The organism is Candidatus Nitrotoga sp. M5 (assembly GCF_927904885.1).
Lineage (GTDB): Bacteria > Pseudomonadota > Gammaproteobacteria > Burkholderiales > Gallionellaceae > Nitrotoga.
Genome location: NZ_CAKMNW010000004.1, coordinates 90,627 through 113,499, shown reverse-complemented (window position 1 = coordinate 113,499; position 22,873 = coordinate 90,627). Strand labels below are relative to the sequence as shown.

Genomic DNA, 22,873 nt, shown 5'->3' with positions numbered 1-22,873 from the left:
ATCCGGATTCAGGTGCACAACGAGAACTGGCTGCCAATTTCGTTTGGCCCTGCTCTAACGTTCAGAGTATCTGTTATTTGCTGTATCAAAAATGGTGTGGCGGAATTCTGTAGCGTGTGTCCACCGACGGCTGAGCAGTTGCAATGTATGCTCAGCCAGATAATCAAGCGCATCATGAAAGTATTAATCCGCAACGCAAGGCCGCGTTTACAGTGGAGGAGGGGAATGAGTTGCTTAGCTGAAATGGAAACATATGCGGTGTTGGCGTACTGCACTAGTCGGCTTGCATTTAACGGATTGCGCTCGGTTGCTGGGCAGAACAAAAAGTACTGACTCAGAAAAGTGCGCCCACACAAAATGTGCAGCCGCAGCCAAGCAAATAATATTGCTTCAATACGTATGGCTTTAGTCTTAACGCTGGCGTGCAATGTTGCGGTGAATCAGAGCAAAGAATTGGGCGTCCTTGCCTCCGTAGCGGCAGGCTCTGTAACGTTACATAACGCGATCTGCGATTGCTAATGAACGACTAACACTCAATAATGGTGCTGGTCAGGTGGTGCTGATGCTAAAAACGCCTTATCGGGATGGCGATACACATATTGTCATCTCGCCTCTAGAATTCGTGCAACACCTAGCCGCAGAAAGATGGTTTATTTTTCCTGGCTCCGCGATTAACGAAACTCAAAATTCTGCCCTGATTTTGTACCGCTGTTGCCACAAGTGACTGTTCGATTTCTTGGCTGCGGGGAAATCGCGAGGTCAGCTTTACTGTCTAGCGAAACATTGTAGGTTCCTGCTACTAGTTTGGAAAAACTGTAGTTACCGGACGAGTTAAATCTGCTGGTCTTCTGCACTGATCCCCCCTTTGACAGGAAAACCGTAAACAGACTGGCCTTGTCCTTGCCCGACCCAGTCGCCTTGCCGGTGATTCGGCACTTCCCAGTTTGCGTCCGTTCTGGAGCCTTGGCGGCGGTGATTTTCAAGATTTTTTTGCCGGTGTTTGAACTTTGATTATTGTGATCTTTGGCAGAAACGCTCCAGTTCAACTTACCCGGCGAGTATGGCCCGCCCACATAGGTGCAGCTGCTGTTAGGGCACGACTTGGCCATCTTGCCATTAACGTAGATAGTCACGGCAAACACCTTTGCCGGCCCTTTTGCGCGTGCTGTGAATTTGACCTTTTCTTTCGAATTTGGTGAGAATGGCGTGACGCCGGCCTTAATTTGCGGTCCTGACGGTAAACGGGTTGACGGTTTTGGATCTTTGGTATCAGGTTTTACAGGAACGAGCACAGCCGGAAACGGGACAACGGCGGTGTCGGGAACCAGAGTTGCGTACCAGGCTCCCCTGGCTACACCGTTGCGACTGGTGCCAGCCATCATCTTGTCTGACCTGAGTGCAATATAACCCGTACATTTTACCGGCATAGTGTTAGCGTGGCTGAGCTCCATTGACACTTGCTGCAACCCGTTTGAATCGTCCGCGGTCGCGTGTAATTTACCCGGCCTGCCATCCCATTCGACATCCATCTCCATCTTCCAACCGCCGTCATCGGTGATCTCGCCATGCCCTCCCAGCAGTTTAAGAATTCCGGTTGCACCGTCTACGTTAAGATTCCATTGACTACCTTTGGCAAGCGTATCTGAAATATGTGGACGCGCCTCAACACCTGATGAGACTAGCAACATAAACGTACACGCAACCAACAGCAGGTAGCGAAACTTCACTCGCATAGCACTAACAAAATCAGTGCCACCTGTCGCTAAATTTGCGTTGTAATTGGTAATTGAATGTTCCATGATTTGTCTTCCCCCCGTGAGTTTGATCCATTCCGGCGGAATTTTAGACAAAATATTTAATAAACCACGGATGGAGCAATAAATGTATTGTTGCATATTCCAGACTTTGATGACGGATTCGAGAGCCATATCAAACTCGGTAGCGCTCACTTTGACAAATGCTTTGTCAAATCAGATTGAGAGCAGTTTATATAAGAATATTCTATACGCTGAACTCATAAAAATAACGAAAGAGTGGTTCATGTTGATTCAGGCTCGCATGTTCTGGTAGCGAAGCCGAGATCTAAATTTTTTGATAAATCCATTCTTAAACATATGACTTGTAGTATTTCAGAGGCGGAGTGAAATTGGGACTGACTCATAACAAGCAGATGTCACAGGTAATATTTTATTTCGCTTTAGGGGTAAATCCGCTTCCGCTTGCCTTCAGCTGGGCGATATATAACGAGCTTATAGATTTTTAGAGACAGTAATTCGATAAATTTTTCCTGCAAAATCATCTGACACTAACAATGACCCGTCTTTTAGTTCTGCAAAAGCCACAGGTCGCCCTAAAACTTCTCCTTTCTCCAGAAACCCACTAAGAAAAGTTTCCGATGAAATTACTTTATCTTTTGCAATATTGACCAATAACACCTTATAACCGACCTTACTGGTTCGATTCCAGGAGCCGTGTTCGGCGAGAAACAGCTGGTTGATATATTTTCTCGGGAACATTTTCCCAGTATAAAAATGAATGCCCAGCGGTGCCACGTGAGCCTGTAACTCTAGTGCTGGCGGGCTGGTTTTTAAAAGCTTCGGACGTTGTACATAGAATTTTGGGTCTGCAGTACTTTTACCGTGTATAAATGGATATCCAAAATGCTGCCCATCTCTATCTATTCGGTTGAGTTCGTCTGCGGGTTTGTCGTTTCCCATCCAATCTTGACCGTTATCGGTAAACCATAGCTTGCCAGTGGTTGGGTGCCAATCGAATCCCACTGTATTGCGTATCCCTTTGGCAATAATCGTCCATTGCTTTGTTGTTAGATTTACTTTTCTCAGGTGGGAGAATTGTTCGTCATCAGGATTGCAACTATTGCAGGGAGCTCCTACCGGGATATACAGGAAATCGTTTTCATCAAAAGCTATAAATTTCCAACCGTGATGTTTTTTATCAGGTAAATCTGAATATACAATTTCTGCCTCGGGCGGCTTATCCAATTGAGTGAGAATATTTTTGAGACGTAAAACTTGATGAACTTCGGCGATGTACAAATCACCTTTATGGTAAGCGATACCACTGGGCAAATTGAGAGAGTCCAACAATAAAGTTTTGGTTTCTGCAAAACCATCGTTATCTTTATCCTGCACTGCCCATACTTTGCCGCTGTTACGAGTCCCGACAAACAAGGTGCCATCTTCGGCCACAGCCAGTTGCCTTGCATTTTCTACATCTGCATATACTGAAATGCTAAAACCTTTAGCAACTTTCGGCAGAAAATGATTTTCGGCATAGAGGGGAGTGGCAAAGATAAAAATGGTTAATATTTGCAAAAGAATTTTTAACATTTTAATAAGCTCCCCAATTTAGTCCACCCAACTTGAAATAAACGCGCTGATAATATTATAAGTCTGTCTCTAAGAAGTATCCTGTTGTATTAAAGAATTTTAAAATGACTCCCAGCCTGGCAGTTGGATTTAAAGAAAATTGGTTACAAATCCACCTGCCCGGTGCAGTTACCTCCGTTTTTTTGGTCAATAGAATGACTATTGACAGGCGAATCCGGCAAGTGTGGTAAACAGGCATTTCGCCGCAAGGTGAAAGCTCGCAAAATCTGCCCTCGCTCATCCAAATTTCGTTCAGATACAGTTAACTTGGCAGTACTAATGCCTCTTAGCATCGCTGGGGATTTATCAGGCTTAAATTGAAGATTTTGGTTCCGAGAATCAATTGACGAAGTTGACTGCATTGAACCTGATCAGATCATTACTTCTTTTTTGATATCCTTCCAATTAATACAAAAAATAGCGGCACAAAAAGGATTGCTAGAAACGTTGCGGCTAGCATGCCTCCAAATACGCCTGTTCCGATTGAGTTACGACTGGCGGCGCCAGCGCCGGTTGCCAAAACAAGCGGCACCACGCCTAGAATAAAAGCCATTGATGTCATAATAATCGGACGGAAACGAAGACGCGCTGCCTCAATTGCGGAATCAATCAATGACTCGCCCGCAACATAGCGTTGATTAGCGAACTCTACAATCAAGATTGCATTTTTTGACGCTAAACCAATCAAGGTTATCAATCCAATTTGAAAATAAATGTCGTTATTCAGCCCTAAGGCCCAAATGGCTAACAATGCACCTAAAACGCCGAAAGGTATTGCAAGAATAACGGCAAATGGAATTGTCCAGCTTTCGTATAAAGCAGCCAGCACCAGAAAGACCATCAGAATCGCGAAAGCAAACACCATGATAGCTTGTCCATCACCCTTTTGTTCCTGGAGAGAGATGCCACTCCAGTCAATCGAAAAGCCACGAGGAATAAGGATTTCATCTGCAATTTTCTTTAGTGCTTCAATTGCTTGTCCTGAACTATAGCCTGACGCGGCGGCACCCATCACCAGTGCAGAATTAAAGCCATTGAAATGAGTAACTGGATCTGGACTGCTGCTAAATTCAGTGGAAACGATAGAATCCAAGGGAATCATGGTTTGCTCTGCACCATTTTGAGCGCGCACATAAAGCTTACTAATATCTTCCGGGCTCGATCGATACTCAGGCAAAGCTTCTGTTTGCACACGATAGACGCGACCAAATTTCACAAAATCGTTAATATACATATTCCCGAAATAAGCTTGCATGGTATCGAATACTTCTGAAATAGGTACTCCCAGAGCTTTAGCCCGTTCCCGATCTACCTTGGCAAAGAGTCGAGGAGTACTTACACGGAAGCTGGTGTTAGCGGAGGCGATTGCCGGATGCTCTGAGGCTTTAATCGAAAACTCCTTAGCGACTTCAGCAAACACAGAAAAATCACCGCCATTGGGGTCTTGCAGTTGAAGCGTAAAACCGCCAGTTGATCCTAATCCTCTAATAGAAGGCGCATTAAACGCCAGAATCAGCGCTTCGGGAATTTTGGCAAATTCCTGAAAAGCCGCCGCAATGAGTCCCGGCACCTTTTCATTCGGTTCAGTGCGTTTATCCCAATCGTGTAGCGGCACAAACATTGTTGCTTGATTTGCTCCTCGGGTATTGAAAACAAAATTTTGACCCACTAGAGCGTCTGTTGAATGAATCGACGGATTTGACATATAGAAATTTTCTATTTTTTTAACCACTTCAATAGTCCGTTCCTTGGAGGACCCTTCAGGTAATTGAAAGATGGTAATAAAGTACCCTTGATCTTCTTCTGGAAGAAAGCTGCCTGGAATGCTTCTGAACAGTCCAAAAATGACAATTAACAGCGCTCCAAAGACGGCCAAAGCAATCACGGATCGTTTGATGGCAGTGCCGACAGTTCCAACATATCTTGTTTGTATCCACTCAAATGAGCGATTAAAGATTTTCCAGAATCCTCGAGGAGCGCTGTGATTGGGTTTCAGAACTAGTGCACAAAGTGCAGGACTTAGGGTTAGTGCCACAACTCCGGAGATAATTACAGAAAGCGCAATAGTAATTGCAAACTGTTTGTACAACTCACCAGTAATTCCTCCCAAAAAGGCGGCTGGCACAAACACAGCAACTAGTACGAGAACGATTGCAATCACAGGCCCAGATACCTCATCCATGGCTTTTTTCGCTGCATCTTTAGGCGACAGTCCGCCTTTGTTCATATGCCGCTCAACATTCTCCACCACAACGATCGCATCATCCACCACAATACCGATGGCCAGCACCATGCCAAACAGGGTAAGTGTATTAATTGAAAATCCAAGTGCTTCCATGCCCGCCAAAGTTCCAATAAGTGAAATAGGAACGGCAATGGCCGGAATGAGTGTTGCTCGCCAACTTTGTAAAAATAGAAAAACCACCAAAATAACTAGCAAGGTGGCTTCGACAAGTGTTTTCACAACCTCATTAATTGAAACCTCAATAAATTTTGTGGTGTCATAGGGAATGTCATAGGACGCGCCTGCAGGGAAGCTCTTCGACAGTCTATCCAATTCCTGGCGCACCCCTTTGACGGTATCAAGCGCATTGGCTCCCGGGGCAAGAAAGGTCAACATAAAAGTATTAGCTTTTCCATTCCACCGTCCTTCAAGATCATAGGACTGAGCACCCAATTTCACCTGCGCGACATCTCGCATCCGAATCATAGAGCCATCGGGATTAGCCCGAATAATCATATCTTCGAATTCCTTCGCGTCGCTCATTCGACCTTGAGTTATTATCGGAATGGTAAGCTCTGTGCCTTTTGCAGAAGGTTCCCGGCCTATCCTGCCCGCTGGAAAATCACGGTTTTGCTCACGTACGACAGCAGCAATCTCTGTAGGTGTGATATTGAGTTGCGCCATTCGTACGGGATCAAGAATCAAGCGCATGGAATAATTTTGCGCTCCAAAAATGACCGCGTCGCCGACACCCGGAAGCCTTTTTATATTGTCGAGCACCTGAATCAATGCATAATTTGAAAGATAAACAGGGTCGTGTCTAGGATCTGTAGAGCTTAATGCGATCACCGCCAACAAATCTGGTGACATTTTTTTAACCGTCACACCTTGACGAACCACTTCATCCGGTAATTGAGGCTCGGCAAGACGTTGGCGGTTCTGTGTCTGAACCTGGGCGATATCCACATCGGTTCCGATTTCGAATGTGAGGCGCATCGTCATATGCCCATCATTCGTGCTGGTAGATTCATAGTAAAGTAGATTATCTATACCTGGTATCTGCACCTCGATAGGCCGCGCCACAGCTTCTGCGACAACTTCTGCACTAGCGCCAGGATAATCCGCTTCAATTTGCACCATAGGCGGCGTGATTTGAGGAAATTGCGCTACGGGAAGGTTTTGTAGTGATACCAAACCTACTGCCACAATCAGAATGGACAAGACCGACGCAAAAATGGGACGGTCAATAAAGAAATGAGGGCTCATTGTATTTTTTGCGAGGTCTGATTGTTTTGGAGCTTATTTGAAGCTGCAGCTTGTTCATAAGGAACGGCAGAGACTTTAACGCCCGATTGAATTCTATGAAACCCCTCGACCACTACTCGTTCTCCTGAATCAAGGCCGCTTTCAATCAACCATTCATTCCCATACCAAGTACTGGCTTTAACTGAACGAAATTCAACTTTATCTTCTTTATCAATCACAAAAACGAATGATCCAGCAGGACTTTGTTGAACGGCACGTTGTGGGATCAGAATTGCATTAGGGCGGATAATACCCTCCAGGCGGATTTTGACGAATTGCCCGGGATAAAAATATGACTGCCCCGGTAAAAAATCACCTTCTGGATTAGAAAACTTGAACCGCCCTTGTAACATACCTGTCGCAGAGCTTATTGTGACAGCCGCAAAGTCCAAAATCCCTTTCTCTGGATAAACGCTGCCATCGGAAAAAGTCATCACGCCACGTAATTGAAAAATGTCCGGTCGTTGAACCTTGCCCTCAGCAAGCTCGTGACGGCGGCGTAGCAGGTAGCTTTCAGGAACATTCACAGTTACATACATGGGATCTAGCTGATCTATCGTGTTTAATAGTGTGGTTTGCGCAGAAATTAATTGGCCTTGATAAAAGTTACTGCGGCTAATACGTCCTTTTACGGGCGCATAAATTAGTGTGTTGTCTAAATCAAACTTTGCTTTAATTTGATCGTTCTGCGCGGCGTCTAATGCAGCCTTAGCACTTAAAACCTCTGCTACTGCGTCATCAACATCTTTTTGACTAACTGCTTGTTGTTTTAGCAGAGGCCGCACGCGTGCAAGATTTTGTTCAACTTGGACCAGACGTGCCTTTTGCTGCGTTACTTTGGCCTTCATGGCTTCATAAATTGCTTTAAACGGTACAGGATTGATAAGATATAACTTGTCACCTTGCTTGACGTTTCGACCTTCAGTAAAAAAAACATCTTGAATAATTCCAGATACTTGCGATCTAATTTCTACTGGACGAAAAGCCTCAGTTTTACCGATAAATTCAGGCTCATCAGGCACCGTTTTAGCAGTTACCGTCATAACCTTAACTTCCGGTAACTGTATAGGTTTGTCAGTAGGTTCATCTGGTGAACAACCACTAACTAGAATAAGGAGTAATCCTATGAATCCTGCCCAAATGAATGTCTTTATGCGATTGGCACATAGTTGCACTTGCGCTTGAAGCAGACCGGAGTAAATCATAATTGTTATCCATATATTTATGCTGTAAAAAATTCGACGATGTGTAAATTAACATAATGAATAATATGACTAATTTATTGATCGTTGGGGTTCCATCCGCCTCCCAAGGCTCTGTATAATTGCACGATAGACACCAGATGTAAGCGATGCATCTCTGTCAGTGAAAACTCCGCTTCGAACAAATTGCGCTTGGCAAGCAATACATCCACATAGCTGGTAAGCCCACCTCTGTAACGCAGACTCGCTACATGCAAGGCTGATCGCAATGCTTTAACCTGTTTCTGTCTGGCTTCTCGTTGTTCGTTTGCTGTACGGATAGCGACTAAGGAATCTTCAACTTCTTTGAATGCTACTAAAATCGTTTGTTCATAATTTGCCAAGGCTTGTTTGGCCTGTGCTTCTGCCGCCCGCTGCTCGAAACCCAGGCTATTCGAGTTAAACAAAGGCCCCGCTAATCCTGCGCCACCCACACCAAATTTGCTGTCGGAAAGTAATAGATCTGACAGTGCTGGGCTGGCTAAACCTAGAACTCCAGTGATCGAAAAACTGGGAAAACGCATGGCTTTTGTCATACCAATTCGAGCAGTCGCAGCTATCATGGATTGTTCAGCCTGCAGAATATCGGGCCGACGCTGTAGCAATTCGGATGGCAATCCAGCGGGAATTTTAAGTGGCATTGTTTGCTCGTTCAGTGAATCAACCCGTAAAATCGGCGCCGGATTTTTCCCAATTAATACATTGAGTTCGTTTTCTTTCTGTACGATTAATCTTTCAAATTCAGCCAGTCGTGCAACGGCATTAGCGCGTTCGGCTTCGAATTGGTCCAGATCAAGGCGTGAAATAATTCCGCCTTTCAGCTGTGCGCTGGAAATTGCTACCGATTCTTGCCATGACGACAAAGCACGGCGAGCGATGCCCCGTTGCGAATCAAATTGCAGCAGATCAAAATAGGATTGCGCAACTGAGCTAATCAACATCAGTATAATTGCACGGCGGCTTTCCTCACGCGCAAGCAGCTCGGCACGTGCTGCTTCATTGGCGCGCTGGATTTTTCCCCAGACATCTAATTCCCAATTCAGGTCTGTTTGTCCAAAATAACTATAACTTGATGGAAAGCCGGGCCGTGCAAACCCACCCATGGATCCCATAAAGGGCGCATTGGCGTTTACATTGATCTTAGGAAGAAAATCCATGCGTGCTATTTTCAAACGCGCCTGAAATTCTTCAATACTGGCAGTGGCCTGCTTGAGGTCTCTATTATCCAGCAAAGCTTGATTTATCAGTTTTTGTAACTTTTTATCTTGAAGGAACTCCCACCATGCGAGATTGGCAATAGATTCTCCTTCTTCCTGTGCCATCAGAAACTGTTTGTTAATGTCTATCGGTGGGCGCTTATAATCTGGACCCATGGCGCAGGCTGTCATAACCAGACTGGTAAGTAATACCGTTATGCGAATCCATGGGGGGGGGTCAAATTTTTCTGAAAAATTGATCATAAATTATGCCGAACGAAATAAAAATGCTGCAACTGCAAAACCTCATATATAAATTCAGTAACGGACATTTATACCCTTTGATTTTTATGGCCTGTTCAAAATCACATCATATTATTTATAGATGATCAGGTTAACATAGTAGGCTTTGCTTTCAAGTAGTAGTCCATGTTTTGTCAACACTAAATAGATATGTCCCCTCGCCTGCAAAGTAAAGATGTCCCTTTCTCTCGCCGTCATCAGTGGTATTTGATAACGGTTTTGCTATCGGTGGCAGACTTGCCGATGTGCATTTTTCTCCAAGGGTGACCGTCTGCTGTTTAAAGGACTTCTGATCACCTTCAGCAAGTGTAATATCTGATCCCTGGTAGCTAAAGGTGACTGCTGGGCTATCTTCCGTTTCACTTATAATATTTTATTTGATGGTGAGCCCGAGCTCTCGCAGATTTGTTTGATAGGGTTCATTACTGCCTTCAGAAATTGAAATAATCTGCGGTGTTTTGTCCGCTTTATTGTAGAGGATGAACCGCCGTTTACTGTAGAATCTTTAACGTCATCAGGTGAACTGTACTGATTTTTTTGAAAGTGCAGACCTTTGGAGGCTAAGGAAATGTGAGGTCTGCTGACACAGATACCCCCGCTCATCTGACATTCAATCGATAGAGCAAGGAGCCGGCCAGCTTGGTTTTTTAAGATAAATATTGTATTAAAAGAAAAATTACAGCGACACTTGATATACAGAAGGATTTTCCGAGCAGGCGTTATCAAGGCATGTTCTCTTAAATATGAGAAAACGGGTCAAATCACTTGATCATTACATACAAGCAAGGATATTGAATTGACGAATGAATTAGAAGATACCTATAAATTTATTATTAATTAAGTAACTTGACCTAATGTTTTATTGTGGGATAGCCTATTTAAGTGTATGAAAAAATGGGGGCTAACAACGCTGGAGCAAGCCCCTGTACTGATCATCGTGCCAATGATCGAATGTAATGGATGAGTTGCCACACCTCTTCGTCCGATAGGCCAGCGAACGATATCATGGGTGCTCCATGTGAACCATTTTTTATAATCCAGAACAGCTGACCATCAGGAATGTCCTTCATCATCGAGTTGCAAGTAAAGTTTCTCGGCGGCGGCACTGAAGACGTACTCATTTTGCTTTTACCGTCACCTTGTTCACCATGGCATATTGCACAGTTGGCGGGCTTGGCTGTTTTCAAGAAGAGTGTTTCTCCGGCCTTAGTTACGTCAGCGGACATAGGGAGAGGGTTGATCTTGGCCAAGAAATCTGCAGGTGCTTTTGCTATCTTCCTTCGCGGCTGCCAGCAGGAGGCTTCCGGCCGGAATTTTCCCTCAACCCAGGTAAGATCAGGCCCCTTGAGATTAGCGTGAGGCTCGGGCTTTCCATCCACCCGGTGACAATGAGTACAGGCCCAGCGAAGAGTTTCTATTGCATGCGATTCATCTCTCGCGAACGATAGCCCTGAGGACAATGTTAATCCCACTAAAGCGATTAACGTGCTTCCAACAAGCATTCTTCTTCTCATTTTCATATTGCAATCCCTTTCATGTTGAATGGCTTTATCTGACTTGCTCTCTCGTAAGAAAATCTTGGATGCTTATGAAAATCAGTAGGTCAGTTATATGCTTACGTTCTGTGATTATTATGATATTAAGTTCTTGATATTTGACGTTTACCACATCGCATATTACAAATCAATAGTGTGTGGCTTGATTTTATACATTCAGCAGAAAAAAGGCTATGTCATAGCTGTCTGTGACCATTGGTAGCCACTTAATTATGAAGAATTTTCGTTAATTTCAAGAACGAGCAACCATATGATTTATCACTGCTGTCCGGTTAAACGAGAGGACGAACCGCTGAAAGTTACGAAGACGCTGGATTCAAAGCGACGGAGGGTGGTGTAGATTCAGGAGGTAACGTTTCAAGTCGCATAATCAATACTTATAAGTAAGGAGACCGAATTAACAAAGGAAGTAGAAGATATCTGTAAATTTATTATAAATTAAGTATTTTGCCCAATTTTTTTACATTTACTCCCCCAGCACAATTGCTGGAGGCCATGAAAAAATTCCAAACCGACCTGAGTGTACGGGTTGAAGGCATGGGACAGGCATTGCTGAACGCTAATGGAAATTCATGTCGCAGCCACACTTCAGCCTATGTGGGCGAAGTAGAAGGCAAGCTCGACCACAGCCCCTGGACATCGTGATACCGGACTAGTCCGCTGGAGTCTTGAATTAACCTAAAGCTCCAGGCATCCCCTTCCAAGGGGCCGTGCTCAACCGTTCTTTAAGCTATTTGCTCGTCGCCGATCTTGTCTGACGAGACTTCTTTCGCAGACTCGATGACGTCAGGCTGCGACAATAGCAGGCTGATCAGGGTCTGGCCTGCCTGAGGTTTGGTTGAGCTTTCGGCCGTAAATATTTGAAGATCGCCACCTTCCGTAATCAGGAAAAGCGGTAGCACTTTGTCTACATACTGAGACTTCAACTCTTCCAGACCGTATTCCTCGCTTAATTTGGTCTTGTTGATGACGGCGTCATCGGTAAACCATTCTGTCAGAGCAGAGTGCGTCATACCTTTTCCAAACAGAATGTTTCCTCTTAGATGACGCGAATGGGCATCAAGCAGCTTTTCGTCCTCCGGGATTAATTGATAGGTTTGTGAGCGACCAAACAGCGTGGCAAAGTGCAAGGCTGCCAACGAATTAACATCATCGTTGTTGGTCATGGCCATGAGTTTGCCGATTCCACTGATTTCGACGCGATCCAGTACATTGTCGGCAAAAATACTGGCATAGAAAGCCGGTATGCCGGCATTGCGCGCAGCTAAAATATTGTGTCGACTGTTATCCACCAACATCACTGGATAGCCCTCGTCCAGCAAAGTTTTGGCCATTTTGCGAACCCAATGTTGACCGCCTAAAAAAAGCACGCCTTGTGGATGCGCCTTGGCCAGATTTAGCCGCCGTGCCACCAGCGGCGCTGTCAATCCATACAGGGCGACGGTACCAATGATGACGAAAAAGGTCTGCGGCACCAACGCTTCAGCACCGGTCAGCCCTACCTCTTCCAGCCGCAGGGCAAAAATAGACGCCACTGCTGCAGCCACAATTCCACGCGGTGCCATCCAGGATAAAAACAGCTTTTCCTTGGTGCTAAGCTTGCTACCGAAAGTAGAAACGAAAACGGAAGCGGGTCGCGCAACCAACACCAGCACCAGTAAAAAAATGAAACTGCCGATGCCGATCTGATCGAGGTCCGCCGGCTTGAGATGCGCTGCCAACAGAATGAACACGCCGGCAATTAACAATACCCGCAGGTTTTCTTTGAATTCGACGATGTGTTGAATCGATACCGATTTTTGGTTGGCCAACGCAAATCCCATGATGGTGACTGCCAGCAGGCCCGATTCGGATTGGAAAATATTGGCACCGGTAAACGAGGCTATCACAAACATGAGTGCTACCGGATTATGCAAATAGTCGGGAATGTAATTCCGTTTCATGCAGAAGCCCAGAATCAATGCGCCTAGCAATCCCGATAGTGTACCGATTCCGATGGTTTTCAGCACCGTGATCAGCACTATCATTTCGGGCTGCCTCCCTCCCGATTCCAGAATTACCTGAAACACCAGCACCGCGAGCATAGCGCCAATTGGATCTATCATGATGCCTTCCCATTTCAGGATGGCACCCGTCTGCCCAGTAGGGCGGATAAATTGCAGCATCGGGCCAATCACCGTTGGGCCAGTGACCACGAGCACTGCGCCCAGCAAAATTGCAAGTGACCAGTCCAGTCCTAGAATCCAGTGTGATGCGACGGCGACAATGAACCAGGTAATGGCCGCACCCACAGTTACCAACCAGGCTGTCACTCCGCCGATGGCACGGAACTCTTTCATCGATAGGCTCAGCCCGCCTTCAAACAGAATCATGGCCACCGCTAGTGACACCACGGGATAAAGCAGGGACCCCAGCAATTCGCCAGGATTAATCCAGCCAAAAACCGGGCCGGCCAAAATTCCAAATATCAGCAACAGCAGAATCGACGGGATACGCATGCGCCACCCCATCCACTGGGCTGCAATGCCCAGTATGACGACGATACTGAGGCTGACTAGATTATGCTCAACCATAGGTAGATTTAAACCTCGTTAAATTGGGTTAATCGCCTGACCAACCGGCGTTGCCCTTGTTAAGGGCGGCTAAGGAATCAAAACGACGACATCCGTGCGTTTAATGTTAAATCAGTAGAACACGTTGAAATATGCGTCAACTCAATTTAGAAAACTGAACTGTCTGTTCACTGCCTGCAAACACGCGCCACCTCACCAAAATTTTGGATCTTCAGCACATCGTGTCGCTGCGTGTCGTGTGGTAACTAGCACAGTATATGTACCAAGCAGCGACGAAGCGCAAAAATCAAGCCATCGCGAATAGTTGCATCTTCTTAGGTCAGTAAAGCAAAAACTCTGTCACACAAAATAACATCGGCAGACGATTGTCAAAATAAAGTGTGGCCGAAAAGAAATAAGGCAGTTGATTACGGATTTGTGTTTGGGCCAGCGACCTCGCACTGATTGAGTCGTTTTCAAAATCGATCGCGCCGAGTCGATGCACATACAACAAAACTAAATTCCGGGCGAATGCCTGACTTGGATATTGCCGCGAACGATGTACGCACTGCTAAGTGGGTTTATTCGGCGCCGAAGGATAGGAAATTAAACCACGCAAGTCAAATTAACTTTCTCCACGTCACTTTGCCAGTTCGATTTTAATCGTTAAATCCATAACAGCCCTTCTATTTGTCCGTTCCCATGGCAAGAATTTATCGCGTCATCTCCCAATATTGACACAATTTAAATTCAGCACTTAAGCATATCCATATGCTCAGATTGCTCGTCACCATGCGATGCCTGATCAATTTGAACACTGGTTCCGACTAGATAGGATGAATTCCATTGAGGATCATTGCCTGCTTGCAATGGTTAAGTCGTTTGATCAGTACATATATGCAAGGATTACCGTACATCATTACGGTAATCCTTGGAGCTTGCTCTATAGTCAAGCTCTACTTCGGATGCGGCTATCCCGCGCAGCAGGAGAGCTGTTTCACATCTTTGGTAAATGTCTGCGCACACAGCTTTAGCCCTTCGACCATCGTCAAGTACGGAAAAAGTTGGTCGGCCAAATCCTGCACGGTCATACGCGCGCGGATAGCGATGGCTGCCGTCTGGATGATTTCGCCCGCTTCCGGTGTAACTGCCTGCACACCCAGCAGGCGCAGGCTCTCAGCTTCTGCTACCAGTTTAATGAAACCGCGTGTATAGAAATTGGCGAGTGCGCGGGGCACATTTTCTAGCGACAGTGTACGGCTGACGGTCTCAATACCTTTGTCGTGCGCTTCTGCTTCGGAAAGCCCCACCGTCGCCACCTGTGGATCGGTGAACACCACTGCGGGCATGACGGTGAGATCGAGGGCGGCCTCGCCGCCGGTCATGTTAACCGCCGCACGCGTACCCGCTGCTGCCGCGACATACACGAATTGTGGCTGATCGGTGCAATCGCCGGCGGCGTAAATGTCTGGTGAGCTGGTGCGCATGTGGTTGTCGATTACAATATTGCCCTGTGGGCTGAGTGTCACACCGGTATTGTCCAAGCCAAGACTGCGCGTGTTGGGCGAACGCCCGGTGGCTACAAGCAATTTATCTGCGCGTATTTCGCCTTGGTTGGTAACGAGCACGAATTCGCTATCAACAAACGACACCGAGCTTGCTTGTGTTTGTGTGAGCACGTCGATACCCTCCGCACGAAATGCCTTTGTCACCGTTTCACCGATTGCAGGGTCTTCGTGGAAGAGCAGCGTGTGGCGAGCGAGGATCGTGACCTTGCTGCCTAGCCGTGCAAAGGCTTGTGCAAGTTCCACCGCAACAACCGACGAACCGATCACGGTGAGTCTTGGCGGAATGGCAGGGCTAATTAGTGCTTCGGTTGAAATCCAGTAAGGTGTGTCGTTCAATCCGGGTATCGGCGGAACCGCCGCACTTGCCCCGGTGGCTATAAGACAGCGATCAAATGACACTACGCGTTCGTTGCCATCGCGCAAATGCACAATCAACGTGTGGCCGTCCTTGAAACGGGCCTCGCCGCGCAGCAGGTTAATTTCCGGAATGCTTTCCAGTATTCCTTCGTACTTGGCGTGACGCAGCTCGTCCACGCGCGCTTGTTGTTGTGCGAGCAGCCAATCGCGCTGGATGGTGGGTGCAACTGCCGAGATGCCGCCATCGAACGGGCTGCTAGTGCGCAGGTGAGCGATGTGAGCCGCTCGGATCATGATTTTGGATGGCACGCAGCCGAAGTTGACGCAAGTGCCGCCAATGATGCCGCGTTCGATCAGCGTTACCCGCGCGCCGCGTTCGACCGCCTTCAACGCGCACGCCATCGCCGCGCCGCCGCTGCCGATAACGGCAATGTGCAGCTTGGCCTCTACTGCTTTACCTGCCGCCGCATCGTCCGAGCCTATGATCTCGGCGTTGTAACCACTGGCTTTGACCGCGCGCACCAGGGTGTCGGTATCAATCTCGCTTTGCGCCGCCACGCTGGCAAGCCCATCGTCATATGAAACAGAGGCAGAGACGACCTCGGGTAAGTTGGACAGAGCCTTCACCACAGTATTTGCGCAATGTTCGCAAGTCATGCCGGTGATGCGCAGGGTGATGTTGTTCATGATTGATCGCCTTTCAATATTTGGATTGGCCGTTTACATTTTCGGTGCAGGACACCTTTGATTTGCGTGTGACGGCATAAATAATCAAACCGACAAAGAACAGCAGGGCGGGCATCAATACATAATCGATATACCCCACCCAGGCAGCCAGGCCAACCGCGCCGAAAATGAGTACCAGCACGGGCGTGAAACAGCACAGGGCAGAGATAATTACCCCGATTGTGCCGGTTTTCAAGAGGGTAGAGGTTTTCATCAATGACCTCCCACAATACGAGATGGATAGCCCGCGTCTTTAGTCGCTTTGGAGAGTGCCTTGACGGTGGTCAGGGTATCGTCGAAGGTCACGGCAGCTTCTTTCTTGTCGAGATTGATGGCCACTTTCTCGACGCCATGCACACCGAACAGTGCCTTTCTTACGGTGATTGGACATGCCGAACAGGTCATGTTGGATACTGCCAACGTGGCCGTTTTGCTGACTGCAAAGGCCGGATGAACAGACAGTGCGGTCAGCATTGCAGCGATAATGATGGAAAAAAATTTATTGAATTTGCGAGCCACTTGTTTAAGACTTGTCTGGGTGTATCTGTTCATGTCATTACTCCTTTAGTAGAAAAATGGTGCGATATAGGGGAAGGTCAGCGCAACAAGTACCAGCAACGCGACGACCCAGAAAGTGACTCTGTAAATACGCTTGTTTTGTGGCAAGGCGCAAACTTCACCCGGCTTGCATGTGGCATTGGGCTGATATAGGCGTCGCCAGGCGAAGAATAGTGCCAGCGATGCTGCGCCGAGAAAAATTGGCCGATAAGGCTCCAGCACAGTCAGGTTGCTGATCCACGCACCGCTGAAGCCTAGAGTTATCAGTACCAGCGGCCCTAGGCAGCAGGTCGAGGCTAGAATGGCAGCTAACCCTCCTGCGAAGAGCGCACCGCGACCTGTTTTCGTTCCAGACATGAGGTTCTCCATTTCTTAAAGACATGCTAACCTTAAACCCGTAGTCAACTACGTAGTCAAGTCTTATGAAAACGAGTAAAGCGAGTTTTACGACATTGCAAACACCGAATTCAAAAACGGGAATGACCATCGGCCAATTGGCCAGTGCTGGTGGCGTTAACGTTGAAACCATCCGTTATTACCAGCGCGAGAAATTACTGCGCACGCCGCAACGCAGCCCGGGTTCAATTCGACGCTATAGTGAGGAAGAGCTGAACCGCTTGCTGTTCATCAAGCGCGCCCAGGTACTCGGATTTTCGTTGACAGAAATCACCTTGCTGCTCCAGTTGGCTGAAGGTGAACACTGCGCGGAAACACAGGCGCTGGCCGAGAAAAAACTTGGCATGGTAGAACAGAAGCTCGCAGATTTGCTGGCCATCGAATCGGCACTTACAAAACTTATTTCTTCTTGTCGTAGAGGGAAAAATGGCTGCGGCTGCCCGATAATTTACAGCTTGGTGAACGGAAAAAATATTACGTCTTGAAGGTGTAGTGTAAGGATGACATCACTCGCTGTGAAAACTTCGCGCAAGTGGATCCGATCCATGACTGTCGATTACTGAATGGGTGGGTGGAAGGTGGTCTTGAGAGCTCAGACCCATGAAAATCAACGCATTGCAGTCTGGATCGCGCGCCGACAAACCACAGTTGAAACCAGAGCCGGTTGTAGGTACGTGAATAATTCCGCTGGACACGAAATTGCAAGTATTTCGAGGTCAGGTCTCTAAAGGCTCATCGGACAAAGTGCTCAGCCAGGTTTGAATCTCTGTTTGCGCCTGTTCGATCAACGCACCATAGCCAATGATTGCTCCGGCTGCGTTCGGCGGAACATTTTTTTGTATCAGGCTGAATCTACGTTCACCCTGCAGTCCAGCGCTGTTGGCGGCAAAAATATTGACCGTCAACGTCATTACTACATGCGCAGTATCCGCCGCCTCAAATTGTTGCTCGAATTGTGTCAGCTGAACCCGTAAGTGAACGGGTCGTCGCAATCCTGTGATAATCAATCGGCGTTCCAATAAAGCAGGTAACGGTGCTTCCCAACGATCGTTATTATAGTAACGGATGACGGTGGCATCATCGTAAAGCAAGCGGTAACGTATCCTGTCATCCCACAGCCAGACCGGTGCATCCATCGTAATCGTGACATTATTGGATGTATGCTGAGCAGCAGGTCCAAGATCGTGAATGATCGGCATGCTTGGTTTGGAACCAATGCTGCAAGCAGAAATTGATGCGCTCAAAATAATTGCTGAGTAATGCTTCAGATAGCGTTTCATTTCCGCTCCTTAAAACCAGATTCGCCAGGGGCTGGCGACCGTGATTTTTCTCCAAGCAAGAAAGCTTGTGGATTAGCTTCCAGAGTTGCTATAACGCGATCGAAACGGCGAGCGGTGGTTTGCATTTGCAACATCAGAGTATTGACCTTGGGCAACGTTTCTTGCAAAAGTTGCTGCCCTACTAAGGTACCTGTCTGTATTAATTCACTTGATTGACCGGATAGCGTTGTCAAATCTTGCTGCACTTGACTGCTCAACTGTTTGACGTCACGACTCAGACTGCTTATCTCTGCAAGCGTGTGTCTGGCTTCTGTTGTTAAAGTGGGCACTTGTGCCAAGGCTTTGCTGGCCTGATCTTGCAATTCGTTGAAACGTTCGGTAGCAGATTCGAGATTAGTCAAAATACCTTCCACATTACGAATATTATTTTCATTTAACAAATGATTTAGCCTGAGTATCAACTCACGGGTTTCCTTGACCGTACTCTCTCCGGATATTGACAACCGGTCAATGAATGAAGGCTTGATCGGTATATGGCTCTCTGGTTGATCATTTTTTATCAGCGGTTCAGTTTGATTGCCGCTATCCTGAAGTGATATCTGCGTCAACCCTGTGACGCCCTGAAGCTCCAATGTTGCATAAACACCGCGCTTAAGTTGAACGTCACTTTCGATTTCCATTGGTACAAGAATAATCTCCGGATTATCAGGAGAGAAACGCACGGCGCTTACCTTGCCTACCGCTATACCCCGATAATAAACAGTTGAGCCCACCTTAAGCCCGGTTACTGACTCACGAGTTTCTGCAATATAAGTTTTTGTTTGTGATTGAACGTCGCCCAACCAAATGATAACAACCACAACACCTGCTATCAGCACAGACATAAACAAGCCTGTGATCAGCGCATAACTGTCTTTACCCATACCCAACCTCCTATGAAGTAAATACCCGCTGTGCGCGGTTATTATGAAAAAATTGCTGAATGAAGGGATGGTCGCACTCAAGCACCTTATCCAGCGAGTCATAGGCAACCAGGCGATGATCGGCCAACACGGCAATTTTTGTGCACAAATCTCTTAAAATATGCAAATCATGTGTCACCATAACCACAGTAAAACCGAGTTCCTGATGCAATTGTCGTAGCAAGGTGACAAAATCCTCGCTGGCAATGGGGTCAAGGCCAGAGGTCGGCTCGTCCAATAATAGTAATTCAGGTTCCAGAATTAATGCACGAGCCATTGCCGCCCGTTTAACCATGCCACCCGACAGCTCAGATGGTTTTTGCATAGCGTCATGCGCGTTTAAACCCACCATTGTCAGCTTCATGCAAACCAATTGCTCAATCAGATTTTCATCGCTGATTCCCATCTCTCGCAGCGGGAAGGCTATGTTGTCAAATACGTTTAAGGCGCTGAATAGAGCTCCGTTTTGGAATAAAACACCAGTCTGATTGCGCTTTTGCCGACACTCCATTAAGCAGGATTCCTGCGCGCTCTTACCTAAGACATTCAGACTCCCTTTGCTGGGTGATTCCAATCCGATCATTTCTCGTAACAACGTTGTTTTTCCGCTACCGGATAATCCCACGAGACCCAGGATTTCACCACGTTCGAGACATAAGCTGATGTCTTGGTGTATTAAATGCTCGCCAAAATAAGTCCATACGTGATTCAGCTCTACCGCACATGAATGGTTCATGAAAATCCTACATTTCTAAATAGAATGGAAAATACGGTATCGGCAATGATCACTGCAGTTATGGAGGTTACCACTGCACGCGTAGTTTCCTTACCAAGGCTTTCGGTATTGGGCTTGATCAAAAAGCCGAAGTGACAGGCCGTCATGGCAATCATCATACCAAATACGGTTCCTTTGGCCAGGCCGATATAAAGGTTGGCGATCGGTACCGCCTTGGGTAAATTTTCGTAAAACTGCTGATAACCGATATCTAAAGTTAATTGCGCTGAAAGCATGCCGCCGATCAAGGCCAGAGTATCAGTCCATACGATCAAGAGTGGTACTGCCAAAGACAAAGCAACAACTTTTGGCAGAACCAGCCGTAACGAATGGGAAATACCCATTGCTGATAACGCATCCAGTTCCTGTGTGACACGCATGATGCCAATCTCGGCGGCCATCGCCGAACCAGATCGACCCGCAATCAAAATGGCTGCTAACATGGGCCCGATTTCGCGAATGATACTAAGTCCAAGCAGATCAATGATATAAATTTCAGCGCCGAGCTGTTGCAGCTGCAACGAAGACAGGTAACTCATAGAGACACCAATTAAAAAACCAACTAGCGCTGTTATTCCCATGGCGCTGACGCCGGCTTTATATATCGTTTGCGATATCTCTTTATATGGTGTGAAACGGGGATTTCGTAACAAAAAAATAACATCAAGCAACAACCGGCCAAATAAGGTAAGCCAAGCGCGTATATGATGGTAAAAACCTTGCATTGGCAACTGCCAATGACGGATCAATTCTACAAAGCCAAACACCATAGAATTAGGCTTTGGAATTGGCCTGTTACGCCAATGGTCGAAAAGTTGTCTTTGTTCCGGCTGCAGGATCAGATTTTTTGGCAGTTTCTCACCCCAGGCTTGCCAGAGTAAAAAAACTGCGGTGCTGTCAAGTCGCTCAATCGAGCTTAGATCCCATTGCTTATCCTTCTCTCTGCCCAGCTTTTTTATTGTCTGTCGCAGATCAGGAGATGCCGCCAGCGTACGGAGGGTCCACTGGCCACTCAGACTGATTAATCTGTCGTTCGCTTCCTTTGGGAAGGTTAACTCAGGTTTACTTGCGTTTTGTAAGTCACTCACATCAATAGTCCCTTTGGTAACATATGGTAATACTTGTTCATCAAAGAAAATGAATACTGGTCACAAAACAACTGCACTTGTTAAAGGCAGCGCCATTAATCAAGTGACTGATGCAAATAGAAAAATAAACGCAAATTTTCACCAAGCCTGAATGTACTGGGGAACAGTTTGGGAGTCAATAATAACGGCTTGCAACAAGAAAGTTCCAAAATTTATACCTGCTTATCAGCAATAGGTATTGGTATTGGGTTATTTTTTGACATACACGCGAAAAACGCTCAAAGGGAGCGGTCAGCTCAATCATAAAGCGGGCTGGGGGCACCTCTAAAAATTAACTACTAATTGCTTGTTAAGGGAGAAAAGGCAGGCAATAACCCGTTCTCTAACATACATTTTTACTCAGTTGATTGCTTAGTGAGTGTATAAATATGGCCTTGAGAGGTCAGTGAGTCATGAAAATCAACGCATGGCCGTCTGGATCGGGCGCCATCAAACTACAGTTGAAATCAAAGCCGGTTGATGATGTGGCATTTCTTGCAACCTGATAGATTAAATGGACTAATAATGACGCAATGGCGATGGCATAGCCGCGATCATTTTCATATTCCGGGTAACAGAAGTCACTTGGCGAGCGTTATTACACTAGTGCTTGAGTACAAGAATTTTCATTCTGCAGAATCTCTGCTAGTTCAGCGGGATTATTTTCGTCATACTTATAATATATATGCTTGATTATAATATTTTTATTAAGAATAACTGGAAATTGTTCAGAGACATAAAACCACATTCACTGCCAATTGTAATTATTATGATAATTGGCAGAATACTGGTGCAGGATGCACAGTTAAATCTGTGACAGGTATCATTTTCATGGGGGGCGAAGATGGAGAAAGCAAACTTAAGCGAAGGTAATCGTCGTGACTTTTTAATCAAACTGACTTCTGTGGTTGGTGGCGCGGGCGTAGTAGCAACCTGTGTCCCATTTGTCGCTAGCATGAATCCGAGTTCCGATGTGCTGGCGAAGGCAGAGACTGAGGTGGATCTATCCGGAATTACGCCAGGAACAATGCATACCATTGCCTGGCAGGGCAAACCGGTGTTCATTGTGCAACGCACGCCAGAGCAGATTAAAGCGGCAGAAGCGTCGAATGGCGGGATCGATCCTGAGCCGGATAGCAAGCGCGTACAAAAGCCTGAGTGGCTTGTCGTGGTTGGCGTCTGCACGCACATGGGGTGTGTGCCGAACAAGGAAGGCCCTGGTTGGGTATGTCACTGTCATGGTAGTGAGTATGACGAAAGCGGTCGCGTCATACGCGGTCCTGCACCGAAGAACCTTGAAGTGCCACCGTATCACTTTGTGGCCGAAAACAAAGTCGTCATCGGAGCAACTTAGGAGA

General features: G+C 46.6%; 19 protein-coding genes. 4 read left to right on the top strand and 15 right to left on the bottom strand.

Features of this window, described 5'->3' with window-relative positions:
* Window positions 1-496 precede the first annotated feature (496 nt).
* Entirely contained in the window at window positions 497-724 is a 228-nt protein-coding gene (locus tag MJ770_RS15535) for a hypothetical protein (RefSeq protein WP_445083112.1), read from the top strand.
* On the opposite strand, the gene MJ770_RS01580 is transcribed toward MJ770_RS15535, so the two are convergent.
* The 6 genes from MJ770_RS01580 to MJ770_RS01555 all read right to left on the bottom strand — a co-directional run bounded on the left by MJ770_RS01580 (window position 672) and on the right by MJ770_RS01555 (window position 11,160).
* Entirely contained in the window at window positions 672-1,949 is a 1,278-nt protein-coding gene (locus MJ770_RS01580) for a hypothetical protein (RefSeq protein WP_239249747.1), read from the bottom strand. The two genes, MJ770_RS15535 and MJ770_RS01580, sit on opposite strands and share 53 nt — an antisense overlap.
* Window positions 1,950-2,249: 300 nt before the next feature.
* Window positions 2,250-3,350, bottom strand: coding sequence for a PQQ-dependent sugar dehydrogenase (locus MJ770_RS01575; protein WP_239249745.1), 1,101 nt, complete (start codon window positions 3,348-3,350; stop codon window positions 2,250-2,252).
* Between the two features lie 418 nt (window positions 3,351-3,768).
* Window positions 3,769-6,879 (bottom strand): efflux RND transporter permease subunit, encoded by a 3,111-nt coding sequence (locus MJ770_RS01570; RefSeq protein ID WP_239249743.1) that lies wholly within the window; start codon window positions 6,877-6,879, stop codon window positions 3,769-3,771.
* Window positions 6,876-8,123 carry an efflux RND transporter periplasmic adaptor subunit gene (locus tag MJ770_RS01565; RefSeq protein ID WP_239249741.1) on the bottom strand — a complete coding sequence of 416 codons (1,248 nt, stop codon included), beginning with the start codon at window positions 8,121-8,123 and terminating at the stop codon, window positions 6,876-6,878. The genes MJ770_RS01570 and MJ770_RS01565 overlap by 4 nt, the downstream gene beginning before the upstream one ends.
* Before the next feature lie 74 nt (window positions 8,124-8,197).
* Window positions 8,198-9,619, bottom strand: coding sequence for an efflux transporter outer membrane subunit (locus tag MJ770_RS01560; RefSeq protein WP_239249739.1), 1,422 nt, complete (start codon window positions 9,617-9,619; stop codon window positions 8,198-8,200).
* A 971-nt stretch (window positions 9,620-10,590) separates the two neighbouring features.
* Complete coding sequence (locus tag MJ770_RS01555) at window positions 10,591-11,160, bottom strand: c-type cytochrome (RefSeq protein WP_239249738.1); 570 nt, start codon at window positions 11,158-11,160, stop codon at window positions 10,591-10,593.
* Window positions 11,161-11,709: 549 nt separating this feature from the next.
* Between MJ770_RS01555 and MJ770_RS01550 the strand changes: the two genes are divergently transcribed.
* Window positions 11,710-11,859, top strand: a complete 150-nt coding sequence (locus MJ770_RS01550; protein WP_239249736.1) for a hypothetical protein — start codon at window positions 11,710-11,712, stop codon at window positions 11,857-11,859.
* Between the two features lie 80 nt (window positions 11,860-11,939).
* Here the strand turns inward: MJ770_RS01550 and MJ770_RS01545 are convergent, their stop codons facing one another.
* From MJ770_RS01545 to merT, 5 genes are all read right to left on the bottom strand, one after another.
* Window positions 11,940-13,787, bottom strand: coding sequence for a cation:proton antiporter (locus MJ770_RS01545; RefSeq protein WP_239249734.1), 1,848 nt, complete (start codon window positions 13,785-13,787; stop codon window positions 11,940-11,942).
* Between the two features lie 950 nt (window positions 13,788-14,737).
* Window positions 14,738-16,378 carry a mercury(II) reductase gene (gene merA / locus MJ770_RS01540; RefSeq protein WP_239249732.1) on the bottom strand — a complete coding sequence of 547 codons (1,641 nt, stop codon included), beginning with the start codon at window positions 16,376-16,378 and terminating at the stop codon, window positions 14,738-14,740.
* 13 nt (window positions 16,379-16,391) lie between these two features.
* Window positions 16,392-16,631 (bottom strand): mercury resistance system transport protein MerF, encoded by a 240-nt coding sequence (merF, locus tag MJ770_RS01535; protein WP_239249730.1) that lies wholly within the window; start codon window positions 16,629-16,631, stop codon window positions 16,392-16,394.
* A complete protein-coding gene (gene merP / locus MJ770_RS01530) occupies window positions 16,631-16,891 on the bottom strand; it encodes a mercury resistance system periplasmic binding protein MerP (RefSeq protein ID WP_239249775.1) in 261 nt (86 codons plus the stop codon). Before merP ends, merF begins: the two co-directional genes overlap by 1 nt.
* A 90-nt stretch (window positions 16,892-16,981) precedes the next feature.
* Window positions 16,982-17,332, bottom strand: a complete 351-nt coding sequence (gene merT / locus MJ770_RS01525; protein ID WP_239249728.1) for a mercuric ion transporter MerT — start codon at window positions 17,330-17,332, stop codon at window positions 16,982-16,984.
* Between the two features lie 65 nt (window positions 17,333-17,397).
* Between merT and MJ770_RS01520 the strand changes: the two genes are divergently transcribed.
* Window positions 17,398-17,856: a MerR family transcriptional regulator gene (locus MJ770_RS01520; RefSeq protein ID WP_239249726.1), complete on the top strand. Its 459-nt coding sequence runs from the start codon at window positions 17,398-17,400 to the stop codon at window positions 17,854-17,856.
* Between the two features lie 231 nt (window positions 17,857-18,087).
* Here the strand turns inward: MJ770_RS01520 and MJ770_RS01515 are convergent, their stop codons facing one another.
* The 4 genes from MJ770_RS01515 to MJ770_RS01500 are packed head-to-tail and all read right to left on the bottom strand — an operon-like array spanning window position 18,088 to window position 21,476.
* Entirely contained in the window at window positions 18,088-18,651 is a 564-nt protein-coding gene (locus tag MJ770_RS01515) for an ABC-type transport auxiliary lipoprotein family protein (RefSeq protein ID WP_239249724.1), read from the bottom strand.
* Window positions 18,648-19,574, bottom strand: coding sequence for an MlaD family protein (locus MJ770_RS01510; protein WP_239249722.1), 927 nt, complete (start codon window positions 19,572-19,574; stop codon window positions 18,648-18,650). The genes MJ770_RS01515 and MJ770_RS01510 overlap by 4 nt, the downstream gene beginning before the upstream one ends.
* A gap of 10 nt (window positions 19,575-19,584) precedes the next feature.
* Window positions 19,585-20,349 (bottom strand): ABC transporter ATP-binding protein, encoded by a 765-nt coding sequence (locus MJ770_RS01505; RefSeq protein WP_239249720.1) that lies wholly within the window; start codon window positions 20,347-20,349, stop codon window positions 19,585-19,587.
* Window positions 20,346-21,476 carry an ABC transporter permease gene (locus MJ770_RS01500; RefSeq protein ID WP_239249718.1) on the bottom strand — a complete coding sequence of 377 codons (1,131 nt, stop codon included), beginning with the start codon at window positions 21,474-21,476 and terminating at the stop codon, window positions 20,346-20,348. The genes MJ770_RS01505 and MJ770_RS01500 overlap by 4 nt, the downstream gene beginning before the upstream one ends.
* An 883-nt stretch (window positions 21,477-22,359) precedes the next feature.
* On the opposite strand from MJ770_RS01500, the gene petA reads away from it, so the two are divergent.
* Window positions 22,360-22,869 (top strand): ubiquinol-cytochrome c reductase iron-sulfur subunit, encoded by a 510-nt coding sequence (gene petA / locus MJ770_RS01495; protein WP_239249716.1) that lies wholly within the window; start codon window positions 22,360-22,362, stop codon window positions 22,867-22,869.
* Window positions 22,870-22,873 lie beyond the last annotated feature (4 nt).